The following is a 17,149-nucleotide window of genomic DNA, read 5'->3' as shown; positions in this document are numbered from 1 at the left end:
CAATGTTTTTCGGATTAGAGTAATCTGGTTCATGAGGGTTTCGTGGATGAATGTGGTAATTCTCATGAAACCCTCTCCTACTCAATCTTTGCAAGCTTTTGTCCGGTACTTAGGCGATGGGCACGCAAAAGCAATGACTTTAGAAAAATGACGACCATGTTGTAATAAACCCTCGATTTTCTTGGAAAGCTCACCGTAGTCGGGCTCTTCAAGAAAACCGAGGGTTTATTTTGTACGAGTCCCTAGTGCCTAACACCTGTGTAGGGGAAACCTTGATATAACATTTCTGCCATGCGGATGTTAGGCGATCGCAACCAACCAATCGTTTTGAAGAATGACATTTAAGTATGTTTTAGAACTAGTATGCTGAGGCGTAAATGTATCACCTATTTTTTGTGTGGGGTGCAAAGCACCCCACACAAAAAATAGGTGACAAACTTAGGCCGTGGTCTACTAGCTGAATTTCTTTGTATGAGGTGTTCTAAAAGAATCAATACGGGACAAAATCTGGGCTTTAAGGGTAGTTCTAATTTTTTGCCCCATCCTGAGATTTACAGTATTTATAGTTGCTGATTTTCGTGCATGAGGTACACGAAAATCAGCTTCTTTAAAAAGCGCTAGAGGGCTTTCTAGGCGCCTTGCTGCGAACCCAGCGGGCTATCTGACGCCGTTTTGTCTCTTTCACCACGATGATGCCACTGCCCGTCGCCGCCTTCCTCGTAAGTGTTTCTAACGGAGTTCCAGGCAGTTTTGAGGGCAGACTGCTCATCCATGCCATCAGAGGAAGCACTATTAAAGGCAGCCATAAAAATCTGCTGCGCAGCTTGAGGTAGGTTAGATTTAACGTCTTCAGGTAAAGCTTCTAGATTTTCATAAGGCATAATCATTTCCCCCTTATTGTTTCGGGATCAACACTTAATACGGATACCGAAGTTTAGCCAAAGTCAACATCTGTCATGGGACGCAACTAGGATTCAGAATTTATCTATATTTAGACTTCTCTGCTCCTCGGCTTTTTTGGCAAAGGCAAGCCTAGACGAGCTTTTGGTCAGTTTTCTCAATTCAACATCAAACCTAAAATGCTATGCCACCTGTCTCGCAGGTGGCATAGCATTTTAGGTTTGATAATGATGCCCACCTGTCGACGCGGAAAAACAGTCTTCCAGGTAGGTTTAGAACATGCCTTAGACAGCTACAAAGTCTACTTCAGTGATCAGGCTGACATTAACACGCCAAAGTTTAGCAATGACTCCATTAACATCAGAAATTGTTGTTCGGCTGCCTTCCTGGGTAATTATCAAATCTTCATAGGTTAACCCATTCGCTAAACCAAGACGATCAACGCCATTCTTAAAGTCAAGAATCTTTTCAATTCCAGAACTAGAGCGCAATACAAAAACATCCGAACCTGCGCCACCCGTAAGTTGATCTACCCCAGTCCCTCCATCCAGAGTATCTTGGCCAATGCCCCCGTTTAAATCATCGTTACCCGCATCACCGTTCAAAAGGTCATTTCCAGAACCGCCAAATAACCGATCTTTACCATTTCCTCCCTTAATCCAGTCATTCCCCTGGTTTCCGTAGAGGAGGTCATGGCCAGCAAGTCCTTCAATTTCATCAGGAGCCGTTGTACCAATGGTTGTATCTTTCCCTGGAGTTAGCCGAATCAGGTTAAATACAGTCAGCTCAAAGGAATCACTGACGGATAATCCTGCTGTATCTGTGGCGGTTACTGTGACGGTATACGCTCCTGCGCTCGTGGCAGTCCCCTGTATGATGCCTGTGTTTGGATTCAGCACCAACCCACTGGGTAACCCAACAGCGGAATATAGCAGGTCATCATCGACATCGGGATCCTGGAAGGAGGTACTGATATCTAAAGTAAACTCACTGCCGTTATTTGTGATTGCATTGGGAATGGGCTGGGCGATCGCTGGCGGGTTTGAAAGCTGGCCTACTTCAAATTCAACAACCGTGTAATTCGTACCCACAAGAATTTCAACTTTTCCATCGGCATCGGTATTGGCAACCATCAGGCTGTTATTGTTACCAACACTGGCCCCTAACACTTCACTTTTCCAAAGTGTCATCGAGTGCTTCAAGCTATAGATACCGACCGAAGTGCTGTCTGTGTAAACTAGCTCAACGGTACCATCTTCATCAAAATCGTAAGTTTGCAACCCAGTGATGGGGCTGGAGCCAAGCTGTAAACTCTGTTGAGTCTGAAACGTTTGTCCCTCTACAACGAGAACTTGTCCACTATTCGTTCCTGCTAAAATCTCTTGTTTGCCATCCAGGGTTAAGTCGTGTAGGTGAGCACTCGTCACCCCACTAAACGAGCTTTGCCATTGCTGGTGTGTCTTTCCATCGAACACAAAAAGACTGTTATTGATCGCTACAATTTCCTGGGCTTCATCATTATCAATGTTGCCCACCTCGATTTCAGAAATGCTTGACCAGTAGCCACCAAGATTGATACTTTTCCACTCAACAGCACCCGTTCTTGCGTCCAGGATGTAGGTATAGACGCCAGGAGCCCCCGTATGGGCTCTGGAACCGCCTGCAATGATTTCGTTGGTACCATCGTTGTCTACATCGGCGATCGCCAATGACTGCATCGGCGCACCTTGATCGTAGAAGTAGGAGTTTTGAATTTGCTTCGTCTGTCCATCAAGAACGTAGATGGCGCCGTCGTAAAGGCGATCGGTCGCAACCACAATCTCCTTCACGCCGTCGCCATTAACATCGCCCAGTTCTACATCATGAATACCGGTCCAAGTCGTTCCTCCAAAGAAATTGGATTGGCTTTGCCATTCAGACGTATGAGTCGTAGAGTCCACAATGGAGACGATACCATCACCATAACTACTGTTACTTCTAGATGAGGCAAAGACAAGTTCTTGGGTTCCGTCGTTATCGATGTCGTCAACGTCAATGGCATTAAATGGTCCGTCAAGGTGGCTACTTTGCCATTCCTGAGTTCCCGTTGCCAGATCAGAAATATACAGATAATCAGGGCCTGTTGATGTTGCTCCAGACCCCCACACTATCTCTAACGTTCCATCACCATCTAGATCGGAAATCGCGATATTGGTTACACCATGCTCAGGGTTATTGATGGTACGTTCTTCCGTCAATGTTTTAACGTCGTACGCATGAATGGAACCCCATTGCCCGTCACCGTAGAGGATTTCATCCACTCCATCTCCATCGATATCGGCAACTTGCAAGGTGCCAATATCCTGGCGTGTGTTAATCTGCCATTTTGGAGATTGGAGGTCTGCATCGAAAGCTGTGATGTAATACCAGGCAGACGCTCCGATAATTTCCTGGATACCATCTCCGTCAACATCTGAAAGTGCGATCGAGCTGCCAAATTCACCTCCAGCATAGGTCCACTCAACTGTTGCGGTTGTACCGTTTAGTTGGATAACTTGCCCACTGGACAAAACAATTTCATTGGCCGCATCACCGTCCACATTGCCGACTCTGACATCTCCAGCACCATAATTAAGTTGATGCTTGAGTGTTAGTGAACTTGCATCATAAATAAAAAGATTATTGTTGTTGACTACAACAATGTCATCTACAGAGTCATTGTCAGCATCCGCGAAAATAATCTGATTGATGGCGCTTCCTGTAGGGCCTAGAAGCGTTGTTTGTTCGAGTGTTTTGCCATCATAGACAACAATGCTACCGTCTCCAAGGCCTAAAAAAATACTGGAGATTCCATCACCATCAGTGTCAATGGCTGAGATTTGAGAGATGCTGGATGTGTAAAGACCACTGATCCAGGATTGGGTATAACCTCCTGTAGCATTAGGCTTCAAAACATACCAAAAACTGTTGCCTCCAAATGTTGAAGTAGAGCCACCCGCAATAATTTCAACGGTACCATCGTGATCAATGTCTGCAGTAATCAATCCACTGGCACCAATTCCTGTACCCAAAATGCCGGTCGTCCAGGCTCTCTGAACGCTGGGCTGCAATTGTTCATCCGGTAAGTTGCTTGCGGATAGAGTTGATTCAATACCATTCTGGGACATATTCATTCCTTCTGAAGAATCACTATTGCAATGACGAGTTAGGCTGATGAATGAATTAGGGTCTGTGGGAAATTGCTTGATGAACTGGCAGAGTGAATTTTGTTGTCAGTTGTGGTTACTGGTTAATTGCGTGAACTTTGAAGAGTTGCGATCGCTTTAGCAACACTAGCTTCGTTCCGACCTTTCACTTTGGAAGTGGGTTCGTTGCATGATTCATTCGACTTTTGCCTGAAGTCTGGATTCAATCGGAACATCACTTATGTCTAATTTTATACTTAATCGCAATTAATAAGAGTACCCATGAGGGTACTTTACTAAACGCTAGCGTCAGTTAATACCGGGAAGATCAAGAAGTGAGTTACCTATTCTGATACCTGTATCAAATCCGTTGAAAGGGACAGAGTATGCGGTGGTGCAGCCTATTCTGCTCCTTTAAACGGAGATCATATTACAGGCCCTGGAAAGCTGTTTGAGAAGTTATTGAAACGGTTGATTTTTCGTGCTCGTTGGATACGGAGAATCAACCGTTTCAAACAGTAGTTGGCACACGTTGCATGGATTGCTTACTGCCATATTATAGGCTTCCGTGAATCCATTTTTGAGGACGTGAATTGTTGCGCTGCAGAGGCACGTAACGACTCACGCAGGAAGTTTAATGATTGGGCTTTAAACGTATGGTCACTTGTTGGGAAAGGGGCGCAAACTGCCCTTCTCAAACACTCACTAAAATAGCAGACTAGTAGGCTGCGGTCTAAGTTCGCAACCTATGTTTTGTGTGGGGTGCTTCGCACCCCACACAAAACATAGGTAATGGATTTCTGCCTCAGCGTACTAGTAGGCTACGGCCTAAGTTCGTTGCCTATTTTTTGTGGTGGGGTGCGAAGCACCCCACCACAAAAAATAGGTTGTACACTTCTGCCCCAGCCTACTAGTAACAGGGCTCTACAACACCCAATTAAGAATATGGGCGATCTTTGACGGTAGCTCCAGAGCGTTGAAAGGTTTTGGAATCATTCCGTCCACAGGTAATGACTGCCATTCTTCGCCATGTGTATGGGTTTGAGCGGTTAAGAAAATGACAGGAATGTGTTGAGTTTCCGCATGGGCTTTTAGCTCTTTGAAGGTCGCTACCCCATTCATCTCAGGCATGATGAGATCCAGTAGGATGGCGTGGGGTTGGTGCGTGCGGGCGATCGCTACTCCCTCTTCCCCCGAACTAGCGGTCAACACCTGCCACCCCGCTGTCATCTGGATGCCAAATTGCACAACGGTTTGAATCGTTTCTTCGTCGTCAATCAGTAAAATCCGTCGAGCCACAATACATTCATGATTCACAATCGGGTTTAGCGACAGGCAGTGTGAAGGAAAAGGTGCTGCCCTCACCCCAGACACTCTCGGCCCAAATCATACCGTGATGTTGGGTAATAATTTTACGGCAAATGGATAATCCCAGGCCTGCTCCTCCTTTACGACGAGAGTGGGGATGGGCCTGCTGAAATTCCTCAAAAATCCGCTCCAACTGATCAGGCGGAATTCCTTGACCCTGATCCCGAACCTGGAACAGGGCGGCGCTTTGGCTAGCCGTGGAGGGCTGTTCTTGAGGAGATGACAGGCCCGGTTTAACTGTCAGAGTTAGCCGGACGGTTCCCCCAGGAGGTGAAAACTTGATGGCATTACTCAACAAATTAGTTAATACCTGCACGAGGGCATCGGGGTCGGCCCAGAGTTTCGCATCAACAGGCTCGGATACAAGGATGACCTGCTGCTGCTGGGCCAGGGGCGCCATGGCGGCGATCGCCTGCTCCATCAGCGGGGCCGCTGCACAAATTTGGGGATTCAGCACCACCTTACCTGCTTCAAACCGTTGCAGGTCCAACACATTCGTCACCAATCGCATCAACCGCTCGGCGCTCTGGTCAGCGATGGACAGCATTTGCTGCCCCGCTGCCGAGAGGGAGCCAAGTTGACCTGTCGCCAGAATTTTTAGGGCGCTATGCAGAGAAGAGAGAGGAGTTCTCAATTCATGGCTGATGACTGAAACCCATTCATTCTTGGCCTGCTCACGGCTTTTATACTCACAGATGCCCTGATGCAAATGATGATTGGTGACTTGCAATTCGGCAGTACGGGCTTCCACTTCTGTATCGAGGTAATGGGCCCATTGCAGATGGGTGAGAGCCAGGCTGACTTGATCCGCCAGTTGCCGCATCAGATTTAGCTCAAAATCGACCCACTGCCGGGGACGGCCGCATTGATGAGCCACTAATAGCCCCCATAGAGCATTCTGCCTGCTTGCTCTGCCCACATCATAGGCAATGGGCACCACTAACTTAGCGGTAACGCCGAACTGTGCGATAAAGTCCACTAGGCAGGGTGCCAGCCCGGCCCCTGGGTCATGCACGTCAGCGATCGCTCGCACCCGCCCAGCCGCATATAGGTGCTGAGCACTGCGCGGAAACACCTCCTCCGAAAAGGTCTGATGCATCAGGACGGGAACATAGGGCAACGTAGCTTCGCTGACCGCTTTGCCAGAACCATCGGGCAAAATTTGGTACACCAGCACCCGATCTGCTTCTAAAATGCGCCGCAACCCTGATACCAGGCTATAGAGAATGTCGTTGAGCTGTGTTGCCTGTCGGATTTGTTGGGTCAGTTCGTTACACAGGGCCAACCCCTGCTGATGCCGCTGCAGTTCGGCTTCCATAGCGGCTCGTCCCGAGTGAATGGGGTGAAAGCGCACCAGATGGGTCTGGGCGATCGCCCGTGGAGTCAGTGTATAGGTAACCTCTCGATAGGTTCCATGGGGGCTCAGGAGCAGCAGCTCACCACATAAGGGGTAGCCACTGGTGCACTGAAGGGGAATTGTGGCGACATCAGCTCCAACGCCACTGAAGTCGGCTAGAGCCTTACCCAGAAGGCGATCGCGGGGTATACCAAATAGATTACAGGCCGCATCGTTGAGGTCAAGGAAGTGGCCCTGGTCGCTGAGGAGGGCGATCGCCTCCTGAGCCTGCACCATTGTGACGGGCAAAAACCGGGAAGACGCAGCTGCGATTGCGGAGGAAACCCGAAGCATCCCTCAACTCCATGGCGACAACTTGGGAAAAAGCGCTCAGATACCTATTGTGTTACATGAATTTTGCGAGCGTTGTTTATTCAAATTATCGGGAGCTTTAAGGTATGTGACGCAGGTGTAGCAAAAATTAATCAAAAAAGCCGGCATTACTGAATAGGGGAATGAAATGGAACGCCAACCCATAGTTCAGCGCTCCATTTCACTTCCCTATTCAGCAATGCCAGACAAAGTCGATTGTAGTGGGATACTTTGCCCCGCCGTTAGTCTAAGGAGGTTTCTGCATAAGAATTTACCCAGAATGTTGGTGCTTTGCCCGCTTAGCGGGCAAAGCACCAACATTCTGGGGGTAATTTCATTACTGGAAATCTCCTAAGTTCTAAGAGGACAGCCCGTTGAATAGGAATGGCGATCTAAAATTTTGGGAAAAACGTAGATGCACCCTGATTTAGGTTGCATTAGGAGCCAATAAAAGCACGCAAGAGAAACTACATTTGACAAGTTTGCCATTTCGCAAAAAAAACAGCTTTTACTTGGCGAGCAACGCTACGCAAAATAAAAGCTGTTTTCAGTCTGGGCTATGGAGTGAGCTAAAACTCACCCCATCGCTATTTTCTACAGTTTCGTGCCGCACTCGGGGCAGAAGCGATTGCTGGGCTGATTCTCGGCACCACAGTTGGTACAACCAGTGGGCTCAGTAGCCGCTTCAGAAGGGCGCTCGGGAAGCCCAATCATCTGAGCGTTGCTCTTGCCGGGGGCCACCATGGGATAGCAGTTTTCGTTACGCTTCACAACTACATTCAGCAGACAAGGGCCGTCGTGAGCAATCATTTCGGCGACGGCTGCGGTCAAATCTTCTCGCTTGTCGATGGAGATGCCTTTGATGCCGTAGGCGTCAGCCAACTTCACAATGTCGGGTGCGCCGGTCTTCATGTCCGAGCAGGAGTAGCGCTCTTCGTAGAAGGTTTGCTGCCACTGGCGAACCATTCCCTGCCAACCGTTGTTGACGATGACCACTTTGACGTTAATGCCGTACTGAGCCAGCGTTCCCAACTCTTGCAGGTTCATCTGAAAGCTAGCATCGCCGCTGATACAGATCACTTCTTCCTCAGGCAGCGCCACCTTCACACCCATCGCAGCCGGAACCCCGAAGCCCATAGTTCCCAGGCCAGCGCTAGAAATCCACTTGCGAGGGCCGTTCTTGAGGAACTGAGCAGACCACATCTGATGCTGCCCTACATCAGTGGTGTAGTAAGCCTCAGGTGCCTGACGGCCCACTTCCACAATCACTTCCTGAGGGGATAGGGAATCCTCGTAGTGAGGCACGACCAGCGGATAGTCTTGCTTCCAACGGTTGATGCGATTGAGCCATTCCTGAGTCAGGGTCGCGTCGGGGTGTACACCGCTTTCGTAATCACGGCGTAGCATCTCAGACAGTACATAACGTACGTCGCCCACGATAGGCACATCGGGAGTACGGTTCTTACCGACCTCAGCGGGGTCTACGTCGATATGGATGACTTTGGCATGGCAGGCGAACTCGTCGAGCTTCCCCGTTACGCGATCGTCGAAGCGAGCACCAACAGCTATCAGTAGGTCACACTCGCTCACAGCGTAGTTGGCGTAGGCGGTGCCGTGCATCCCCAGCATCCCAACGGAGAGAGGGTGATGCTCGTCAAAGGCCCCTTTGCCCATGAGAGTGGTGGTGACGGGAAGGTGATAACGCTCTGCCAGGGCTTTGATCTCGGCGTGGGCATCAGCACTGATGGCACCGCCACCCACGTAGAGCAAAGGACGACGGGCCTGACGGATTAGCTTAAGAGCCTGATTGATCTGACGGGGGTTACCCTTGACCGTGGGCCGATAACCGGGCAAACGGACTTCACCGGGTTCGACGGGGGTGTAGTCAAATTCTTCGAGGCCGACATCTTTGGGGATGTCTACCAGTACGGGGCCGGGACGACCAGAACGGGCGATGTAGAAGGCTTCTGCAACGATCCGTGCCATATCTTTGGTGTCACGAACCACATAGGAGTGCTTCACAATGGGCAGGGTGATGCCGTAGATGTCGGTTTCCTGAAAGGCATCAGTACCAATGGCGGCACGGCTAACCTGGCCGGTAATGACCACCATGGGGATGGAGTCCATCTGGGCGTTGGCGATGCCAGTGACGAGGTTGGTGGCACCGGGGCCGGAAGTCCCGAAGCATACACCCACTTGCCCAGTGGCACGGGCATAGGCGTCAGCGGCGTGCGCGGCTCCCTGCTCGTGGCGCACCAGGATATGTTGGATTTCGCCCCGGGCTTCGGCGCGATACAGTTCATCGTAGATGGGCAGAATGGCCCCGCCGGGATATCCGAAGATATGCTTGACCCCATGACGGCGCAGGCTGTCAATCAGGGCGAAGCCTCCGGTTGCCCGGACTGGACCAGTAGCCTTAGAGGATGTGGCGGTGTTAGTACCAAGGGCGATCGCCGGAGTAGCAGGGAGCACTTCTTGCATAGGTCTAGATGTATCGCGTGATGCAATAAATGTTAATTTCTCAGTCTAGTGCTGATTTGGCCAGCCTGTCGAGATCTAAAACTTGAGCAAATGATTACGCTGGACTTCTATCCTCTGGTGAAAATCCTTAAATTCGTGCTGGGGATCACGATATTCCGTTCTATTAGTTCAGGAATGGTTTGTTGAGCCTGTTGCAGACTTCCCCTTAAAAAATGTTGTTTTGTCATCGTTTGCCAGCTTTTAATCTTGTTTGAAGCCTTGCTATGTCTGACTTTTGGATGATTTACTGGGAAGTTTGTGTCAGAATTTCATGAATAAAAACTGCGGCAGTGGTGTGGCTACGGAGGCCCCAACCCGATGTTCGCCAGCCAGAGGTTTGCTGGGGCGATCGCCACAGCTCCAAATGCTCGACTGCTGGGTCGGCATAGAAATTCAAGGTTGAGCTGCCCGTGACTTGGGAACTCCAGTGAGTGAACCTATCGTGGCTGAGGCGGTAGATGGGGAAGTTAGCCCAGGCAGGGACCCCCCAACCATCTAAAGCGATGAGGTAGGCAATCTGGCCACCCTGCATTTGCCATAGATGAGCAGCTCCCATCGCTCCAACGACGCCTGCACTGAAGGCGATGATTTGTAGGGGAGGAGCTGAGTGAGGGTGAGGAAGCGATCGGCGGAAAAACGTCAGCACCGCCAGGGGAGAGTAAGGCTCTTCCTGGGATGCGGGAAACACGGCTACGGTTTCGGGTGCAAGCCCCAAGCCCGTGAGGAATGCCTGGGTTAATGCGGGATCATGAACCCCAGGGCAAATGAATAATGTCATAGACCTATCTACGCTTTAAGTGCGAGCTTGTGGTTTTATGCTCAAAACCTTACTGCATTGTTGCTATGACCCGAGACAGCTTGCCCCTGGCGGAGTGGAGCTTGGCCCCGTCCCGCTCCTTCAGGTACAAGCTTTGGAGGTGCATCCCACTTCTGTAAGTGAAGCTCCAAATTTGCAAAAGTGGGATGCACCCCAAGCTTTGTACTGATGCCTATGGAATGTGGATTGATTTTGCTACAAGATAAATGTCGTTTTGAGCTAGGGTCTTAGCAGAGCAACTTACCCCCTTCCCTATGCCTGAGCCTATCCTTTACGTGGCCGTTACTAACCACGGGTTTGGTCATGCGACCCGTACCGCATCTGTGGTAGCTGAGATTCAGCGGCAGTGCCCGGATATTCGTATCATCATTACCACAACAGCACCCCGGTGGTTGTTAGAGTCTTATATTGAAGGGGATTTTGTTCATCGGCCCCGGGCTTTTGATTTGGGTGTGGTGCAAAGTGATAGCATCACGATGGATAAAGCGGCCACTCTGGAAAAGCTGAACCATATTCGAGAACGGGCTCGAGCTACGATTGCCTCTGAAGTGACGTTCCTGAAGCAGAATCGGGTCGGGCTGATTTTAGGAGATATTCCACCTCTGTTGCCACCTATGGCTCGCGCCGCCGGGATTCCCTGCTGGATGATGAGCAACTTTGGTTGGGATTTTATCTACCGGGATTGGGGCGAAGAGTTTTATGGCATTGCGGATTGGATTGGAGAGTGTTTTGGGCAATGCGATCGCCTCTTTCGTCTCCCCTTTCATGAACCGATGAGTGCCTTTCCTCATATTGAGGACATTGGTTTGACGGGAGGATCGCCCCGTCATAGTGCTGAGGAGATTCGGCAGCTATTTGATCTGCAAACTCCGCTAGAAAAAACGGTGCTGTTGACCTTTGGTGGGCTGGGATTAGCTGAAATCCCCTACCAGGGGCTGACGCAATTCCCCGATTGGCAGTTTATTACCTTTGATCAAGACGCGCCAGAGTTACCGAATTTGCTTAAGGTCAAGACTCGGTTTGGCTCAAAATACAGACCAGTAGATGTGATGCCGGTGTGTGGGCGAGTGGTATCCAAGCCGGGATACGGCACTTTCTCCGAAGCCTGTCGCACAAATACCCCGCTCGTTACCCTGACACGCCGAGACTTTGCGGAGGCTCAGGTGCTGATTGATGGGGTGTGTGACTTGCTTCCTCACCAGATACTGGAGCCGCATGAGTTTTACCAGGCCAATTGGGAATTTCTGCATGAACCGTTGACCTCGCCGCGTCATCCAAATTCAGTGACCTGTGATGGCAATGAGGCGATCGCCCGTGCCGTCATTGATTACCTGATGCCCTAGAAGACTTGTTTTTCCTTGCTCAAAGCACTACAAAAACAATCCTTCAAATAAGTCCTGATCGTTGGTACTGTTATGCCCCACCATCAACAACTACTCCGCATTCAAACCCGAGGCAAATCTCTGCACAAAATTACCCGTGAGGTTAATGCTGTGGTTGCCCAATCAGGGGTTCGCACCGGGTTGTGCAATTTGTTTTTGCGCCACACCTCCGCCAGCCTCATCATTCAAGAAAATGCTGATCCCGATGTGCTGACGGATCTGGAGAATTTTCTGGAGAAACTGGTGCCAGAAAGCTATCCCTATATCCACAGTACCGAGGGCCCAGATGATATGCCCGCTCATATTCGCAGCGTGCTCACCCACACATCTGAGCAGATTCCTGTAGGGCACGGCCAACTCATGTTGGGTACCTGGCAGGGGATTTACCTGTGGGAACATCGCGATCGCAGCCACCAACGGGAATTGGTAGTACATGTTTGGGGAGATTGATTTCTCGTACTCCTAAAGCCAGAAGGGTAATTTTTCCATCGCTCAACGATGGAAAAATTACCCTTCTGGGTTCTGATGCAAGATCTGAACATATCTCATTGAACAAGCGAGCGGCATCTAATGCTGCCGTTCGCTTGTTCAATGAGATATCTACTGTTTTTAAGGAGATTTCCAGTAATGAAATTACCCCCAGAATGTTGGTGCTTTGCCCGCGAAGCGGGCAAAGCACCAACATTCTGGGTAAATTCTTATGCAGAAACCTCCTAAGCAGTCATCCGACTGGCGTAGAAAATTATCCCTCCAATGGGTGAGACGTTTGGATGAAGTAGTTTCGTAATGCCTCTCCTAAGATAAAAGCATGACTGAAAGAGGAAATGGGTTATGAAACTCTCCTATCGCGGTGTGAAATATGAAGCCAAAATTCCTGTTGTCGCTACAGAAACAGGTAAAGTGATTGGTCACTATCGAGGTGTGGAATTGCGTTCCCAAGATGTAAAAGAGCGATAGACGCAGGCTCATTGCTTCGTCAACTGTCTTTAGCTTTTGACTCCCTGAGAAACCGAGATATCCCGGCCTTTACAAGGGCCGGGCTTTTTTTATAAAGCCTGCTTTAATTCGCTTTAATATAGCAATGTGTAAGTGCGTTAAGTACAGCAACGGTGGTGTGGGGCACGAAGTGCCCCACACCACCGTACTTAATCAACCCGTACAGCGCTATAGTGCGATCGCTCGGTTAGTTGGGTTTAAGTCTAAAAGATAGAGTCAGAACTTACACATTGTTATTGGAATAGTATGGAAAACACACCTCATCTAATAACAATGTGTAAGTTCTGAGAACCTGTTTATGAAACCCTTGTAGCAGGACTTGAAGACCAACCAGTTGGCTTTTTCTACTTTCTTGTGCATAAGTGATCACTACTGCACAGTTACTTAAAACGCAATTTGAAGAACAAAATCAAGAGAGTTAGCAGTAATGTAATGCCATTCGACAGAATAACTGGTAAGGCTTGAATTGATAAGCCATAGATAAACCATAGGAGAATCCCTGTGGTAAATGTTGCTAACCATGCCATAGAAATATCGCGAGCCGAGCGAGACTGCCAGGTCTTTAATAATTGTGGGATGAAGGCGGCAGTGGTGAGGGTTCCAGCTACCATACCGAGTAGGTTTGTAAATTCCATAAGGTTAAAGTTTGGCCAATTTTGGGCTTAGGATTAATGCGTGCAACGCAAATGCAAAGACTACACTCTCACAAAAACTGGTTTTAGAGAGTGCTCAAATGGTTGATCTTTCTATATCCCCTGGAGCAAAGGTATTTTCTATGCCCCAGAATAGATAACTCTGTCCAGTACGCTGAGGCGCAAATCCATCACCTATGTTTTGTGTGGGGTGCAAAGCACTCCACACAAAACATAGGTTGTGAACTTAGGCCGCAGCCTACTAGCCCCGTGAGGGAGGGAAGATGAGTGTAGGACAAAGTTCAAGTTTCACACTCATCTCCCCTCTCTCACCGAATCGGTAAGTGCAGTAGCGAGCTTCTGTAGGGTCTGATTTTGCTAAGTTGACGAAGAAACGTTGCGAGGGGCGATCGCCCCCGATTCTGGCGAATACAATTGCGGCTATCCAACTTGCTTAGGACTGTTAAACATCTATGATTCTGACCACCCTTGAAGGCGTGCCGGGTCGCCGTATCGTGAAACATTTTGGTGTGGTTCAGGGAAGCACCGTGCGGGCTAAAAATATTGGTAAAGACATCTTGGCCGGGCTTAAAAATATTGTTGGTGGAGAGCTTAAAGGCTATACAGAGTTATTACAGGAAGCCCGTCAGGAAGCCACTAACCGTATGGTGAAAGAAGCCTCCATGATGGGAGCCAATGCTGTGGTTAATATACGTTTTGCCACTTCTTCTGTTGCTGCCGGGGCTGCTGAGATTTTCGCCTATGGCACGGCTGTAGTTGTCGAATAAACCCTTAATTTGCAATCTGTCGTTTCCGACGGAGAAATGGCAGATTGCAAATTAATTATGTTCTGGTGCTATACATTCCGTCACTGCACTTAAGGCTTATGGAATACTTTGAACTCTGGTTTTTTCTGGCCCTGCTGCTGATCGGTTTATTCGCAGGTTCCCTTAATGAACAGCAACACTTTCGCAACTTACGGGAGCGGGAAAAGCGGGTACGGCAGCTTTCGGTGATTAATTTTGGGGCTCATGAGCCTCTACCGGATGCAAGGGACGCCATTTTGGTAACAGGCAGTGTAGTCATTGCTAGTGACCTGTTTCGTTATTATGTGGCAACTTTGATAAGCCTGATTGGAGGCCAAATTGGAGTGTATGAAACCCTATTAGAACGAGGACGGCGAGAAGCAATGTTGCGCATGAAGGAGGCGGCGATCGCCCAAGGTGCCCGACAAGTTCTCAATTTTCGTATGGAAACCGTCAGTATCAATAGTGAATCCAGCAACCAAGGAGCTGTTGTAGAAGTCATCGCCTACGGAACAGCAATTCGATAATTTGGCGCATTCTTTTGAAACTTTTCGCTTTGCATCGCCTTACACAATCTTGTTAGGACTGTTTATTGTTAAAAAGCCGCGCTCTGCGCGGCTTTTTAACAATAAACCTCTTAGTTTTGAGCGTGTACCGCCTCAAAATGAGGAGTTTCAGAAGAATCGATCATTGCTGCTTTAAATGGAATGCAGCGTTAAAGCGCACCGGGTACATCCGGGTCTTCCTCGCCGCCGATGACGCCGGGTTGTACAGCGGAGGTGTCGTACAAATCCTCAAAGGAGGGAATGTCAACTCCAATGTGTTCGCCAGCCTCGCGGAGGGCTGCTTCAAACGCTGCAATATTGCTGCCGTAGCCACATCGTGAGGCAGCCGCTCTGATGCCCTGCGAGCTATTGGCACGGGCGCAATCAATTAGTTCAGAGCCAGTAAGACGTTCAGTGGAAGCCATAGTTTGGGTACTAGGTAGTGGACAACAGGTTGTAGGAGTGGAAGGAGTTAGGATTTGCCCGATGGATCGGCCGCGTGTACCAGTGGAGTAGAGCCCTGTTTAGCGGGATAGCGGATAATTTGATCGGGGCCGGGGCGCTGCTTACGGGGGAAGGCGGGAAGTTTGATGGGGTGTCCTTCCATTTGGGCAGATCGGGTAATGGCCGAAATGATGGCAACGTCAATCAGCCCTTCTAGTCCCGAAGGTTCAGGTTCTTTGTCCTGTAAGATGCAGTCGGAGAAGTAGGCAATTTCAGCAGCAAACTGATCACCTACAGGAATAGATTGTTCTTGCTTCTCGCCATTGATGGTAAGGGTTTGCTGGATTTCGCCCTGATAGGTGTAGGAGGGGTCCAAACGCAGGCTACCCTTCGTGCCAATGATCTGAAAATTGGATGTGGGAGTGACGCCGAAGCTAGAGGTGAAGGTGGCGAGGCGATCGCCCGGGAACCGCAAGACCACGCTTGTCATCTCATCGCTCTCACGGAAGCGAGAATCGTTGTTGTGGTTGCTGGATAGAGCGATGACTTCCGTTGGGTCTTCTTGAAACAGGTAACGGGCGGCATTGATACAGTAAATCCCCATGTCATAGACCGTACCACCACCGTTATCAATGGGTTCTAAGCGAACGTTTTCTTCTTCAACCTGTTGAGACAGGATGGATTGGAAGATTCGCAACTCCCCCAAATCTCCGGATTGGGCCACTCGCACTGCTTCCATATTGGCGGGGTCAAAGTGCAGACGATAGGCAATCATCAACTTGACATGATTATCCTGAGCCGCCCGGATCATCTGCTCGCATTCTGCTTCAGTGACGGCCATAGGTTTCTCACACAGGACATGAATGCCCTGTTGAGCTGCTCGTACCGTGAAGTCGCAATGCAAGTGGTTCGGCAGAGCAATGTAGACCGCGTCTACCAGGCCACTGCTGAGGCAATCGTCGTATTCCTCATAGGAGAATACACGCTGCACGCCTCCCTGCCGTTGCACCAATTCGGCTAGTTTCACCGGATCACCAGAGACCAGAGCTACCAACTCTGAGTTTTCGGTTTGCTCAAAAGCTGGTAAGACATCTTCTTGAGCAATCCAACCGAGGCCGACAACGGCGTAGCGGATTTTACGAGGCTCTGAGGGTGAGCGATCGGACTCAGACGCATGAACCATAGCTGAACTCCAGCATCTGCGGATGTTTTCTCAGCGTAGGAAGTTATGGCTTGGTGTGCCTCTTTCAAGAGGTTGATTTGATTCAGTCTTCTGATTCGGTAAATACAGTGCTGCCATGTTATACGAGTACCCCGAATATTTCTGAAAACCTTATTTCTGTATGAGCTTTGCGTATACAAGATCAAAGATTTCAGAAATACCCAAGGCTCAGGATGTCCTACAAAATGGAACCCCGATTTTTTGAAAAAGCTTGGCTACGTCGAGCTTTTTCAAAAAATCGGGGTTCTATTAAATTCACGATATAACATTAGTTCGGACAGTTTTTCTGAAGCCCTTGATTTTGCGTGCGCGAAGCGCACGCAAAATCAAGGGCTTCAGAAAAACTGTCCAGAGTATTGGATATAAGGAACTGATTGAATAACTCTGAGCTAGAGACACACGGTGTACGGAGCCTTCTGTACTTACGAAACTGGTTTATTACCTTGTAAAAGGGCGATTACACGATCGCATAGTACCGATGCCTTACTGGTGGCCCTGGGCGATCGCCAATGCATAAATAAACACCTTCAGTCTTTCACTAACAGATTGAGCTGATTAGAAAATCATTAGTTCGGACAGTTTTTCTGAAACCGTTGATTTTGCGTGCGCGAAGCGCACGCAAAATCAACGGTTTCAGAAAAACTG

Annotated in this window: 14 protein-coding genes; 5 read left to right on the top strand and 9 right to left on the bottom strand. The window is 49.2% G+C overall.

Translation table 11 applies throughout. The features are described from left to right. Positions 1 to 629: 629 nt before the first annotated feature. The 6 genes from H6F91_RS05265 to H6F91_RS05240 all read right to left on the bottom strand — a co-directional run bounded on the left by H6F91_RS05265 (position 630) and on the right by H6F91_RS05240 (position 10,438). Positions 630 to 881 (bottom strand): ChaB family protein, encoded by a 252-nt coding sequence (locus tag H6F91_RS05265; RefSeq protein WP_190769811.1) that lies wholly within the window; start codon positions 879 to 881, stop codon positions 630 to 632. Positions 882 to 1,184: 303 nt separating this feature from the next. Then, on the bottom strand, positions 1,185 to 4,046 hold the full coding sequence (locus H6F91_RS05260; protein ID WP_190769812.1) for an FG-GAP-like repeat-containing protein: 2,862 nt from the start codon (positions 4,044 to 4,046) through the stop codon (positions 1,185 to 1,187). A gap of 942 nt (positions 4,047 to 4,988) precedes the next feature. Next, positions 4,989 to 5,363, bottom strand: coding sequence for a response regulator (locus tag H6F91_RS05255; protein ID WP_347280010.1), 375 nt, complete (start codon positions 5,361 to 5,363; stop codon positions 4,989 to 4,991). A 7-nt stretch (positions 5,364 to 5,370) separates the two neighbouring features. Continuing rightward, positions 5,371 to 7,122: an ATP-binding protein gene (locus H6F91_RS05250; protein ID WP_242035643.1), complete on the bottom strand. Its 1,752-nt coding sequence runs from the start codon at positions 7,120 to 7,122 to the stop codon at positions 5,371 to 5,373. 612 nt (positions 7,123 to 7,734) lie between these two features. Beyond that, positions 7,735 to 9,621, bottom strand: coding sequence for a biosynthetic-type acetolactate synthase large subunit (gene ilvB, locus H6F91_RS05245; RefSeq protein ID WP_190772055.1), 1,887 nt, complete (start codon positions 9,619 to 9,621; stop codon positions 7,735 to 7,737). Positions 9,622 to 9,904: 283 nt separating this feature from the next. Further along, the gene (locus tag H6F91_RS05240) at positions 9,905 to 10,438 is read right to left on the bottom strand and encodes a hypothetical protein (protein ID WP_190772054.1); all 534 of its coding nucleotides are present in this window, start codon (positions 10,436 to 10,438) and stop codon (positions 9,905 to 9,907) included. A gap of 293 nt (positions 10,439 to 10,731) precedes the next feature. On the opposite strand from H6F91_RS05240, the gene H6F91_RS05235 reads away from it, so the two are divergent. The 3 genes from H6F91_RS05235 (at position 10,732) to H6F91_RS05225 (ending at position 12,816) form a co-directional block, all read left to right on the top strand. Further along, positions 10,732 to 11,820 carry a glycosyl transferase gene (locus H6F91_RS05235; RefSeq protein WP_190772053.1) on the top strand — a complete coding sequence of 363 codons (1,089 nt, stop codon included), beginning with the start codon at positions 10,732 to 10,734 and terminating at the stop codon, positions 11,818 to 11,820. A gap of 72 nt (positions 11,821 to 11,892) precedes the next feature. Then, a complete protein-coding gene (locus H6F91_RS05230; RefSeq protein ID WP_190772052.1) occupies positions 11,893 to 12,309 on the top strand; it encodes a secondary thiamine-phosphate synthase enzyme YjbQ in 417 nt (138 codons plus the stop codon). A gap of 381 nt (positions 12,310 to 12,690) precedes the next feature. Next, entirely contained in the window at positions 12,691 to 12,816 is a 126-nt protein-coding gene (locus tag H6F91_RS05225) for a DUF4278 domain-containing protein (RefSeq protein ID WP_190789245.1), read from the top strand. A 419-nt stretch (positions 12,817 to 13,235) separates the two neighbouring features. Here H6F91_RS05225 and H6F91_RS05220 read toward each other — a convergent pair whose 3' ends face one another. Beyond that, positions 13,236 to 13,490 (bottom strand): SemiSWEET transporter, encoded by a 255-nt coding sequence (locus H6F91_RS05220; RefSeq protein ID WP_190773683.1) that lies wholly within the window; start codon positions 13,488 to 13,490, stop codon positions 13,236 to 13,238. 470 nt (positions 13,491 to 13,960) lie between these two features. On the opposite strand from H6F91_RS05220, the gene H6F91_RS05215 reads away from it, so the two are divergent. Further along, a complete protein-coding gene (locus tag H6F91_RS05215) occupies positions 13,961 to 14,275 on the top strand; it encodes a YbjQ family protein (RefSeq protein WP_190773682.1) in 315 nt (104 codons plus the stop codon). Between the two features lie 98 nt (positions 14,276 to 14,373). Then, positions 14,374 to 14,820, top strand: coding sequence for a heavy metal-binding domain-containing protein (locus H6F91_RS05210; RefSeq protein WP_190773681.1), 447 nt, complete (start codon positions 14,374 to 14,376; stop codon positions 14,818 to 14,820). Positions 14,821 to 15,008: 188 nt separating this feature from the next. Here the strand turns inward: H6F91_RS05210 and H6F91_RS05205 are convergent, their stop codons facing one another. Next, the gene (locus tag H6F91_RS05205; RefSeq protein WP_190773680.1) at positions 15,009 to 15,263 is read right to left on the bottom strand and encodes a hypothetical protein; all 255 of its coding nucleotides are present in this window, start codon (positions 15,261 to 15,263) and stop codon (positions 15,009 to 15,011) included. 47 nt (positions 15,264 to 15,310) lie between these two features. After that, on the bottom strand, positions 15,311 to 16,465 hold the full coding sequence (locus H6F91_RS05200) for a Gfo/Idh/MocA family oxidoreductase (RefSeq protein ID WP_190773679.1): 1,155 nt from the start codon (positions 16,463 to 16,465) through the stop codon (positions 15,311 to 15,313). Positions 16,466 to 17,149 lie beyond the last annotated feature (684 nt).

This window comes from Leptolyngbya sp. FACHB-8 (assembly GCF_014695575.1).
In the GTDB taxonomy this organism is placed as follows: Bacteria; Cyanobacteriota; Cyanobacteriia; order Elainellales; family Elainellaceae; genus Vacuolonema.
The sequence above is the reverse complement of the archived record's forward strand: the minus strand, read 5'-3'. Positions and strand labels throughout refer to the sequence as shown.